Origin of the sequence: Streptomyces sp. NBC_01017, from assembly GCF_045162795.1 — a bacterium.
Classification (GTDB): Bacteria; Actinomycetota; Actinomycetes; order Streptomycetales; family Streptomycetaceae; genus Streptomyces; species Streptomyces machairae.
Genome location: NZ_CP108683.1, coordinates 2,398,103 through 2,408,918 on the forward strand (window position 1 = coordinate 2,398,103; position 10,816 = coordinate 2,408,918).

Below are 10,816 nucleotides of genomic sequence, written 5' to 3' on the forward strand. Positions count from 1 at the left end.
CTCGTGAAAGGGCGGTCCATGCACGCGCTTCTTGCCGTATCCGGCCTGCGCAAGGTCTACGAGGGGTCGGGGCGGCGGGTGGAGGCGGTCCGCGACCTCACCTTCACCGTCGACGCCGGCGAACTGGTGTGTCTGGTCGGCCCGTCGGGCTGCGGCAAGACGACGCTGCTGAAGTGCATCGGCGGACTGCTCACGCCGACGGCCGGTGAGGTGCACCTGGAGCAGCGCAGGGTGACCGGGCCGCCGCCCGGGATGGCGTTCGTGTTCCAGGAGTACGGGCGCAGCCTCTTCCCTTGGATGCGGGTCGGCGAGAACGTCGAACTACCCTTGAAACAGAAAGACTTGAGCGCGTCGCGGCGGCGGGAGCTGGTGCGGGACGCGCTGGAGTCGGTCGGGCTGGCGGATGCCGTCCGGGCGTATCCGTGGCAGCTGTCCGGCGGTATGCAGCAACGGGTCGCCATCGCCCGGGCGCTGGCCTACGAGCCCCGTGTACTGCTGATGGACGAGCCGTTCGCGGCGGTGGACGCGCAGACGCGGGCCGAACTGGAGGATCTGGTCCGGGGGCTGTGGCGGGAGCGCGGCATCACGATCCTGTTCGTCACCCATGACATCGACGAGGCCGTGTACCTGGGCGAGCGGGTGCTCGTCCTGTCATCCTCCCCGACCGTCGTCCAGGAGCAGCTCAAGGTCGATCTGCCCGCCGAACGCGACCAGTTGCACACGCGGGTGGATCCGCGCTTCGCCGAGCTGCGTACCCATGTGTACGAGCAGATCCAGGCGGCGAAGCGCGGGACACCTCAGGACGTGGTGCAGGACGCGGTCAGGACAGATATGCCTCCACCTCGCTGAACTGGGCAGCGGGCCATCCCGTGTTGGCGGTGACGTGCAGCCTCAGGTGGCGCAGGCTCGTGCCGCTCGGCAGGGAGACCGTGACCGTGTTGCCGGTCGCCGGGTCGAAGCGGTAGTCCTTCGCCGCGACCACGGTCGAGTACGTCGACCCGTCCGCGCTGCCCTGGACGGACAGCGTCTGGGCGCGGGCCTGCCAGGCCGGCTGCGGCGGCAGCTTCAGCACCAGCCGGCGGACCGCCTCGTTGGCGCCGAGGTCGACCGTCCAGGACTGCGGGAAGGCGTTGTTGGCGGACTCCCAGTAGCTGTTCGCGTCCCCGTCGGCCGCCTTGCCGGGTGCGTAGACGTCCTGCGAGCCGGTGGCCGAGGCCGGGCGGCCCTGGGCGAGATTGCGGGCCGGGTCGGGGTCGGGGTCGGGGTTGCCCTGGCCGGGCTGCGGCCAGGTCGAGCAGTCGGACCAGGTGCTGCTCCAGCCGGAGTTGCCGCCGCCGTCGGTGAGGGTGAAAGTGCCCGAGCCGGACGGGTAGGGGCAGTTGTAGATGCCCGCGGCGCCCACGGCAGTGGCCGTGACGTTGCGGAAGGTGGCGGCGCCCGGGGCCTCGGCCTGGACGACGACCGTGCCCGTGTTGCGCACGGTCGCGCCCTCGACGGTGATGTTCTTGGCCGCGAAGCCACGCCCGCTGCCCGAGACGAACTCGAAGGCGCTGTACGGGCTGTCGGTGATGGTCGTGTTGGTGATCCGGACGTTCGCCTCGATGGCGCTGTCGTAGGAGTCGACGCGCAGGGCGCCCATGGGGTGGTTCCAGTTGGGGTTCATCGCGCCCGTGCGGACCAGCGTGTTGCCGTCGACGGTGATCGTGCCGGCCAGCGGGTGGAAGGGGTCCAGGAACTTCTGGTTGGAGATCGCGATGCCGCTGCCCAGCGCGTTGGTGTCGGAGATCAGGTTGTCCTTGACCGTGATGTCGGTGCCGCCGTAGATCGCGATGCCGTTGGCGAGGTTCGGCTGCGTGATCGTGTTGTTCTCGAAGCTGCTGTCGGTGTCCGGCGCGTGCAGCGACCACATGGCGAGCGCGTCGTCGCCCTGGTTGCGCAGGAAGTTGTGCCGGACGCGGACGCCGCGGGCATTGCCGTTGAGGTTGAGTCCGTCGGCGGTCATGTCGAGGAACCGGTTGTTCTCGACGACGAGGTTGTCGTTGTTGCCCAGCAGCCAGAGGCCGACCTTGAGGTGCTGGAGCCACATGCCGGAGACGGAACTCCCCGGCCCCAGTGAGCCGTTGACGAAGTTGTCCGGGTTGGAGTCGACCCGCTCGGTGACCTCACCGATCACCGCGAAGTCCTTGATGTGGACCTTCCCGGAGGAGCTGGACTGGTCGATGAAGCGGGAGCTGCGCACGATCGAGTGCCAGTGCCCGGCACCCTGGAGGGTCACGTTCTGCACGCCGTTCAGGGACGAGGTCAGCCGGTACTCGCCCGGCGGGATCCACACCACCCCGCCCTGCGCGGCGGCGATGGCCTCGCGGAAGGCCTGGGTCGAGTCCCCCTGGCCACTGGGGTCGGCACCCTTGGAGGTGACGGACACCGATCCGGCGGGCTGCCCCGTCGGCGCCGCGGCCTGCTCGAAGTCGGCGACATCGACGGTCACTTGGGTGCCCGTCGCCTGGAAGGCCACCTTGTCGCCCGCCTGCACGTTCTGGCCGAGCAGCAGGCGGGCGTTGTCGTAGAAGTGGTGCGTCTTGGCACCCGGGATCCAGCCGGTGTCTACGTAGGAGTACTTCGAGGTGACCGCGAGGGTCTTCGCGATCTTCTGGCCGTTGACGTACACGTCCAAGGTGCCGGACTGGCCGTCGGGGACGCTGTGGGCGACGTTCACGGCGTTGGCGGCGCGCGGGACCGTGAACTCGACCCGCTGGCCTGCGGTGAGGCGTACGGCCTGGCGTCCGGAGGCCTCGGAGGCGAGGGTGCCCTGGGTGTGGTCGGGGCCGATCTTCGCGCCGGTCGTGGTGGCGGACTCGGCTTCGACGGAGGTGAAGGGGAGGGTCGCGCCGGACGCGGCCTGGGCGGCGGGGGCCATCGCGGTGAGCAGACCGCCGGCGAGGGCGACGACCATGGCGGCCGATGCCGCTACTGTCATGGGCCTGACAGCTCCATGTGTGTGCTGCTGCATGTGCTGATCCCTTCGTGGTGGGGGTACGGGGATGAGCGGGCCGCGGTGTCAGGCGCGCAGCCAGACCGCGGTGTCCTTCGGCAGCCGCCCCTCGGTGTCCAACGGGCCGCTGCCGAGCAGGAGTCCGGTGTGGGCGGGCAGGTCGGCCGGGGCGTCCGCGAGATTCACCACGCAGGTGGCGCCCCGCCCTCGGGTGAAGGCGAGCACGCCGTCGGGTGCGGGCAGCCAGACCAGCGGGCCGTCGCCGAACGCCGCCCGGAGCTCGATCGCCCGGCGGTACAGGGCGAGCATCGAACCGGGGTCCGCCGCCTGACGGTCGGCGGCGTACGACGCCCAGTCGGCGGGCTGCGGCAGCCACGGCTCCTCGCGTGAGCCGAAGCCCGCGTACGGCGCCTCGGCGGCCCACGGCAACGGGACCCGGCAGCCGTCCCGGCCCGGGTCGATGCCACCGGAGCGGGTGTGCATGGGGTCCTCGATGCGGTCGAGGGGGATGTCGGCCTCGGGCAGGCCGAGCTCCTCGCCCTGGTAGACGTAGACGGCTCCCGGCAGGGCCAGCGAGAGCAGCGCGGCCGCCCGGGCGCGGCGGGTGCCGAGCGCGAGGTCGGTCGGGGTGCCGAAGGCCTTGGTGGCGAAGTCGAAGCCGGTGTCGGCGCGGCCGTACCGGGTGACCGTGCGGGTCACGTCGTGGTTGCACAGCACCCACGTCGCGGGGGCGCCCACGGGCGCGTGCTCGGCGATCGTCTCGTCGATGGCCCCGCGCAGCCGCCCGGCGTCCCAGGGGCAGGTCATGAACGAGAAGTTGAAGGCGGTGTGGAGTTCGTCGGGGCGCAGATAGCGGGCGAAGCGTTCGGTGTCGGGGAGCCAGACCTCGCCGACGAAGATGCCGCCGTACTCGTCGGCGATCGCGCGCCAGGAGCGGTAGACGTCGTGGAGTTCGTCGCGGTCGACGTACGGGTGCGGGGCCTCGCCCTCGGTGAAGTCCGGCAGGTCGGGGTCCTTGACGAGGAGGGCGGCCGAGTCGATGCGGACGCCGGCGACGCCGCGCTCGAACCAGAAGCGCAGGATGTCCTCGTGTTCCTGGCGCACGGCCGGGTGGGACCAGTCGAGGTCGGGCTGCTCGGGGGCGAAGAGGTGGAGATACCAGTCGCCGTCGGGGAGCCGGCTCCAGGCGGGGCCGCCGAACTCGGACCGCCAGCCGTTGGGCGGGAGTTCGCCGTGCGGGCCGCGTCCCGGGCGGAAGTGGAACAGGGCGCGCTCCGGGCCGTCGGCGAGGGCCGAGCGGAACCACGGGTGCTGGTCGGAGACGTGGTTGGGCACGATGTCGACGATGGTGCGGATGCCCAGCTCCCGGGCCTCGGCGATGAGCTTCTCCGCCTCGGCGAGGGTGCCGAACGCCGGGTCGATGGCGCGGTAGTCGGCGACGTCGTAGCCGCCGTCCTTCATCGGGGAGACGTACCAGGGCGTGAACCACAGGGCGTCCACGCCGAGTCCGGCGAGGTACGGCAGCCGGGCGCGGACGCCCGCGAGGTCGCCGGTGCCGTCGCCGTCGCCGTCCGCGAAGCTGCGGACGTAGACCTGGTAGATGACGGCGGAACGCCACCACTGTGCAGAGGCGTGACGGGGCTGTGGCACGGTGCGGCCCTTTCTGTCGGAAGGAGGAGGACGTCCTGGGGACATCAGCCCTTGCTGCTGCCCGCGCCGATCCCGGCGATGATGTGCCGCTGGAAGACCAGGAACATGGCGACCATGGGGATGCTGGCGATCACCATGGAGGCGATGAGCACGGTCAGCGGGATGTTCTGCGACAGCTGGACGAGCGCGACGCTGATCGGCTGCTTGTCGGTGTCGGAGAAGACCATCAGCGGCCAGAGGAAGTCCTGCCACACGGCCACGAGGGCGAAGATCGAGACGACCCCCAGGACCGGCCGGGACATCGGCAGCACGATGGACCACAGGGTGCGCAGCTTCCCCGCGCCGTCGATCTCGGCGGCCTCCAGGACATCGCGCGGGAGCTGGTCGAAGAACCGCTTCAGCAGATAGAGGTTGAAGGCGTTGGCGACGGCCGGCAGCCAGATGGCCAGGGGGTCGTTGAGCAGTCCGAGGTCCGACACGGTCAGGTACTTCGGCACGACCAGGGCCTGGGCGGGGACCATCAGCGTGGCGAGGATGCCGCCGAGGACCACCTTGCCGAAGACCGGCCGCAGCCTGGACAGCGCATAGGCGGCGGCCGTGCAGAACACCAGCTGGAACACCCAGGCACCGGCGGCCTGGACCACCGTGTTCCACAGATGGGCCGGCAGCTGCATCAGGTCCCACGCGTCCGTGTATCCGCTGAGGTGCCACTGCTCGGGGACGACGGTGGGCGGCGTGCGCGCCACCTCGTCCGGTGACTTCATCGCGCCCGTCGCCATCCAGTAGACGGGGAAGAGGAAGGCCAGCGTGAAGAGCAGGACGGTGCCGGTGAAGACGGACCAGTAGACGGCCCTGCCGCGCGGGCGGGCCAGGGTGGCCGGGGAGACGAGGGTCCGGGTGGTCATGTGCCCTCCCCTTCGGTGCGCGTCAGACGCAGGTATACGGCGGAGAAGGCGCCGAGGAGCGCGAGCAGCAGGACGCTCAGGGCGCAGGCGCCGCCGAAGTCGTTGTAGAGGAAGGCGTACTTGTAGATCAGGTAGAGGACAGTCACCGTGGCGTTCTCGGGGCCGCCGCCGGTGATCACGAACGGTTCGGTGAAGACCTGCATCGTGGCGATGATCTGAAGGAGCATCAGCATCAGGATGACGAAGCGGGTCTGCGGGATCGTGACGTGGCGGATGCGTTGCAGCAGGCTCGCACCGTCGAGTTCGGCCGCCTCGTACAGCTCCCCCGGGATGGACTGGAGCGCCGCGAGGTAGATCAGTACGGTGCCGCCCATGTTGGCCCAAGTGGCCACGATCACCAGGGAGATGAGCGCGGTGTCGGCGCCGTTGGACCAGTTCGAGGTCGGCAGGTGAAGGAAGCGCAGCGTCTCGTTGGCGAGGCCGGTGCCGGGGTCGTAGAACCACTTCCACAGCAGCGCGCTGACCACCGGCGGGATCATCACCGGCAGATAGACCACGACCCGGAAGAACGCCTTGGCGTGCCGCAACTCGTTGAGGACCAGGGCGAGTACGAAAGGGATCGCGAAGCCGATCAGCAGGGCGAGCAGTGTGAAGGTGAGGGTGTTGCGCCAGGCCGCCGCGAACTCCGGGTCGGCGAAGACGCGGGTGAAGTTGGCGGTGCCGACCCACTCGGGCTCGCTGCCGGGCGTGTACTTCTGGAAGGCGATCACGACGGCCCGGATCGCCGGGTACCAGGAGAAGAGGGCGAAGCAGACCAGACCGCCGAGGAGGAAGCCGTAGGCACGCACCTGGTCGGTGAGGCGGCGCCGCCTCCGGTCCCCTGCCGGGGGCGGCGCCTGCATCGGGCGGACCGCGACCTTCTCGACGGTCCGGCGCTGAGCCGTCCTGGTCATGGCCCGTCAGCCTCGCGCCAGAATGCCGTCGATCTTGCCTGAGGCGTCCTTCAGGAGCTGGTCGAGGTCGGCGTCCTTCTTGGTGAGGACGGCGGAGACGACACCGTCGAGGACGGAGTAGATCTGCTGGGCGCTCGGCGGCTCGATCTTCATGTCGAGGCTCTGGTTGCCGTCGAGGAAGGCCTGGTAGTTGTCCACCGGGACGTTCGCGTTGGCCTCCTTGACCTGCTGGTCCTTGGCGTCGGCGGCGCCGGAGAACAGACGGGGTTCGGGCAGTCCGACGGGGGCGTCGTTCTTCTTGGCGCGGGCGTAGTCGCCGAGGAAGCCGTCTCCGGGGGTGAGGAACATGTGGTCCAGCCACTTCAGTCCGGCGCGGATCTGCTCGGGGTCGGCCTTCTTGTTGAACAGGTAGCCGTCGCCGCCGATGAGCGTGCCCTTGCCGCCGGGCATGGGAGCGAGGGCGAGGTCCTTGTAGTTGCCGCCCTTCTCCTTGACCAGGATCGGGATGTTGTCGGGGGCGGAGAGGTACATGCCGAGCTTGCCGGAGCCCATCATCTGCTGGACGTCGTTGATGACGAGGAGCTGCTTGCTGCCCATCGAGTTGTCGGTCCAGCGCATGTCGTGCAGGTTCTGCAGCACGGCGCGGCCCTCGGGGGTGTCGATCGTGGCCTGCTTGCCGTCGGCGCTCACCACGTCCCCGCCCTGGGAGTAGAGCTCGGCGGTGAAGTGCCAGCCCCCTTGGTTCTGGGCGCTGTAGTCGGCGTATCCGACGGTGCCGTTGCCGAGGCCGGCTATCTTCTCGGCCGCGGCGCGCAGCTCCGCCCAGGTCGCCGGGGGCTTCTCGGGGTCGAGACCGGCCTCGGTGAAGAGCTTCTTGTTGTAGATCAGGCCCATCGAGTAGCCGGTGCGCGGGATGCCGTAGACCTTGCCGTCGACGGTGTAGATGTCGCGCAGCTGCTGCTGGATGGTCTCGTAGCTCTTCAACTCCTTGAGGTACGGCGTGAGATCGGCCGCCTGGTTGATGTCGACGACGTGCCGGGCGTCCGTGAAGTACGTGTAGAAGACGTCCTCCATCTGCCCGCCGGCGAGCTTGGCGTCGAACGTCTTCGGGTCCTGGCAGGGGAACGCGTCATGGGCCACGACGTCGATGTCCGGGTTCTGCTTCTCGAAGGACGCGATGTCCTGCTCGAAGAACTGCCGGTCGACCTTGGCGCTCTTGGGCGGCATGCAGTTGACCGTGATGCGCGTCTTTCCGCTCGCCGAGTCGTCGCTCGACCCGCAGGCGGAGACGGCCAGAGCGAGGGAGCAGACGCTCAGCGCGGCAAAGGTACGGCGGAACCCGGTGCTTCTCATCGGTGGACCCCTCTGGGCAGGAGCGGTGGGCGCCGCACACTCAAGCACCGGCGACATCGGTCCGCAAGATGTCGCGCGAGATTTGAAATTTTTTAACAGTTGGATGGATGCCCGGAACTTCCAAGCGGACGTCAGGTGCGAGGAGCCTGCGCCGTCGACCCCCGCACCACCAGTTCCGGCTCGAAGAGCAGCTCCTCGGCCGCTACGGCGGTGCCCGCGATCTGCGCGTTCAGCAGCTCCACCGCCGCCCTCCCCATGGCCTCGATGGGCTGGCGGACGGTGGTCAGGGGAGGCTCCGTGCAGTTCATGAACGCCGAGTCGTCGTACCCGACCACGGAAATCTGTGACGGTACGTCAAGTCCCTTGCGGCGGGCGGCCCTGACCGCTCCGAGCGCGAGCGGGTCGCTGGCACAGATGATGCCGGTGACGCCCCGGTCGATCAGCCGGGAGGCCGCCGCATGACCGCCCTCGATCGAGAAGATGGCCCGCGCCACGTGCTCCTCGGGCAGCTCCCCGGCGACGCCCCGCGCGGCGGCCAGTTTGCGCGCCGACGGCACATGGTCGCCCGGCCCGAGCACCAGCCCTATGCGCTCGTGGCCCAGCGAGACCAGATGCCGCCAGGCCTGCTCGACGGCCACGGCGTCGTCGCAGGACACGGCCGGGAAGCCCAGGTGCTCGATGGCCGCGTTGACCAGCACGACCGGGATGTTGCGGTCGGCGAGCTCCTTGTAGTGGTCGTGCGGTGCGTCCGCCTGGGCGTACAGCCCGCCGGCGAAAACGACCCCGGAGACCTGCTGTTGCAGCAGCAGCGCGACATAGTCGGCCTCGGACACCCCGCCCTTGGTCTGCGTGCACAGCACCGGCGTCAGCCCGAGCTGGGCGAGCGCCCCGCCGATCACTTCGGCGAACGCGGGGAAGATCGGGTTCTGCAGCTCGGGGAGGACCAGGCCGACGAGCCGGGCGCGTTCCCCGCGCAGTTGCGTGGGCCGCTCGTAGCCGAGGACATCCAGAGCCGAGAGCACTGCCTGCCGGGTGGCCTCGGAGACGCCGGGCTTGTCGTTGAGCACCCGGCTGACCGTGGCCTCGCTGACCCCGACCTTCTTCGCCACTTCCGCAAGTCGTCGCGTCATGCACGCAAGAATAGCGCAAATAATGCAAGTGGCTTGCGTCAATGCACTCAGTCGGCGGCGTCTATTTCTTCGCTGCCCAGAGTCCGCGAACGTGTCCCAGGTGGCGGGTCATGACCTCGCGCACGGCCTTCTCGTCGCGGGCGATCAACGCGTCGAGCAGTTCGAGGTGCTCCTCGGCGGAGGCCAGCAGACGGCCCGCCTGGACGAGCGCGGTGAGGCCGTAGAGACGGGAACGCTTGCGGAGGTCGCCGACGACCTCGACGAGGTGCGCGTTGCCGGCCAGGGCGAGCAGGCCGAGGTGGAAGCGGGTGTCGGCCTCGACGTAGGCGATGAGGTCACCGGAGACCGCGGCCTGCACGATCTCCCGGGCGGCGGGGCGCAGCGCCTCCAGGGACACCTTGTCGGCGGTCCTGGCCAGCTCCACCACCGTGGGGATCTCGATGAGCGCGCGGATGTGGGTGTACTCGTCGAGCTGTTTCTCGGAGACCGCGGTGACCCGGAATCCCTTGTTGGGGACGGTGTCGACCAGGCCCTCCTTGGCCAGGTCCAGCATGGCCTCGCGCACCGGGGTCGCCGAGACGCCGAAGCGGGCGGCGAGCGTGGGCGCCGAGTAGACCTCGCCCGGGCGCAGCTCTCCGGCGATCAGCGCGGCCCGCAGGGCGTCGGCGACCCGCTCCCGGTAGCTGCTCTTCTTGCCGCCCAGGGAGGGCAGCGCCGGGCCGGCTGCGGCGGGCGGGGCGCTGGTGCGCTGGGCGGCCATGACTCTCCTAGCTGTGCAATGTCACGCGGTACGCGGCACATTATCGTCGACGCTCAGAGCACGAACCCGGCCGGGAACGGGTCGGAAGGATCGAGCAGATACTGCGCCGTGCCCGTGATCCAGGCCCGGCCGGTGAAGCTCGACAGGACGGCCGGCCGGCCCGCGACCTCGGTGGTGCCGAGGAGGCGGCCGGTGAAGTGGGTGCCGATGAATGACTCGTTCACGAACTCGGTGTGCAGCGGGAGTTCACCGCGCGCGTGCAACTGCGCCATGCGTGCGCTGGTGCCCGTGCCGCAGGGTGAGCGGTCGAACCAGCCGGGGTGGATCGCCATGGCGTGCCGGGAGCGGCGGGCGTTGGCGCCGGGGGCGATCAGGTGGACGTGGTGGCAGCCGCGGATGGAGGGGTTCTCCGGGTGCACGGGCTCCTCCTCGGCGTTGATCGCCGCCATGAGGGAGAGGCCGGCTTGCAGGATGTCGTCCTTGCGGGACCGGTCGAAGGGCAGCCCGAACTGTTCCAGCGGCAGGATGGCGTAGAAGTTGCCGCCGTATGCCATGTCGTATGTCACCGTGCGCCCGTCGGCCAGGGTGATCTTGCGGTCGAGGGCGACGGAGAAGGACGGCACGTTCTGGAGGGTGACCGCCTTCGCGGCGCCGTCCTCCACCGCGACCTCGGCGACGACCAGGCCCGCCGGGGTGTCGAGCCGGATCGTGGTGACCGGCTCGACGACCTCGACCATGCCGGTCTCGACGAGCACGGTCGCCACTCCGATCGTGCCGTGCCCGCACATCGGCAGATAGCCGGAGACCTCGATGTAGAGCACGCCCCAGTCGCAGTCGGGACGGGTGGGCGGCTGGAGGATCGCGCCGCTCATCGCCGAGTGGCCGCGCGGCTCGTTCATCAGGAGCTGCTTGATGTCGTCGCGGTGCTCTCGGAAGTACAGACGCCGCTCGTTCATGGTCGCGCCCGGGATCGTGCCGATGCCGCCGGTGATCACCCGGGTGGGCATGCCCTCGGTGTGCGAGTCGACGGCGTGCAGGACGAGTTTGCTACGCATGATCGGGTCTCCTCGGGT

The 10,816-nt window shown here is 69.6% G+C and carries 9 protein-coding genes; 1 reads left to right on the forward strand and 8 read right to left on the reverse strand.

The window, feature by feature from the left end; all coding sequences use genetic code 11:
• The first annotated feature begins 18 nt into the window (after positions 1-18).
• Positions 19-849 (forward strand): ABC transporter ATP-binding protein, encoded by an 831-nt coding sequence (locus OG331_RS11180; RefSeq protein WP_406194582.1) that lies wholly within the window; start codon positions 19-21, stop codon positions 847-849.
• Here the strand turns inward: OG331_RS11180 and OG331_RS11185 are convergent.
• From OG331_RS11185 to OG331_RS11220, 8 genes are all read right to left on the reverse strand, one after another.
• Positions 821-2,977 carry a discoidin domain-containing protein gene (locus OG331_RS11185; protein WP_406194586.1) on the reverse strand — a complete coding sequence of 719 codons (2,157 nt, stop codon included), beginning with the start codon at positions 2,975-2,977 and terminating at the stop codon, positions 821-823. The genes OG331_RS11180 and OG331_RS11185 overlap by 29 nt on opposite strands.
• An 81-nt stretch (positions 2,978-3,058) precedes the next feature.
• Positions 3,059-4,642, reverse strand: a complete 1,584-nt coding sequence (locus tag OG331_RS11190; protein ID WP_406194589.1) for a glycoside hydrolase family 13 protein — start codon at positions 4,640-4,642, stop codon at positions 3,059-3,061.
• A gap of 44 nt (positions 4,643-4,686) precedes the next feature.
• Positions 4,687-5,547 carry a carbohydrate ABC transporter permease gene (locus tag OG331_RS11195; protein WP_328877993.1) on the reverse strand — a complete coding sequence of 287 codons (861 nt, stop codon included), beginning with the start codon at positions 5,545-5,547 and terminating at the stop codon, positions 4,687-4,689.
• Positions 5,544-6,500 carry a carbohydrate ABC transporter permease gene (locus tag OG331_RS11200; RefSeq protein ID WP_406194592.1) on the reverse strand — a complete coding sequence of 319 codons (957 nt, stop codon included), beginning with the start codon at positions 6,498-6,500 and terminating at the stop codon, positions 5,544-5,546. The genes OG331_RS11195 and OG331_RS11200 overlap by 4 nt, the downstream gene beginning before the upstream one ends.
• A 6-nt stretch (positions 6,501-6,506) precedes the next feature.
• Entirely contained in the window at positions 6,507-7,853 is a 1,347-nt protein-coding gene (locus OG331_RS11205) for an ABC transporter substrate-binding protein (RefSeq protein WP_406194594.1), read from the reverse strand.
• A gap of 131 nt (positions 7,854-7,984) precedes the next feature.
• Positions 7,985-8,983, reverse strand: coding sequence for a LacI family DNA-binding transcriptional regulator (locus OG331_RS11210; protein ID WP_406194597.1), 999 nt, complete (start codon positions 8,981-8,983; stop codon positions 7,985-7,987).
• A gap of 61 nt (positions 8,984-9,044) precedes the next feature.
• Complete coding sequence (locus tag OG331_RS11215; RefSeq protein WP_362381844.1) at positions 9,045-9,743, reverse strand: GntR family transcriptional regulator; 699 nt, start codon at positions 9,741-9,743, stop codon at positions 9,045-9,047.
• A gap of 53 nt (positions 9,744-9,796) precedes the next feature.
• On the reverse strand, positions 9,797-10,798 hold the full coding sequence (locus tag OG331_RS11220) for a proline racemase family protein (RefSeq protein ID WP_406194601.1): 1,002 nt from the start codon (positions 10,796-10,798) through the stop codon (positions 9,797-9,799).
• Positions 10,799-10,816 lie beyond the last annotated feature (18 nt).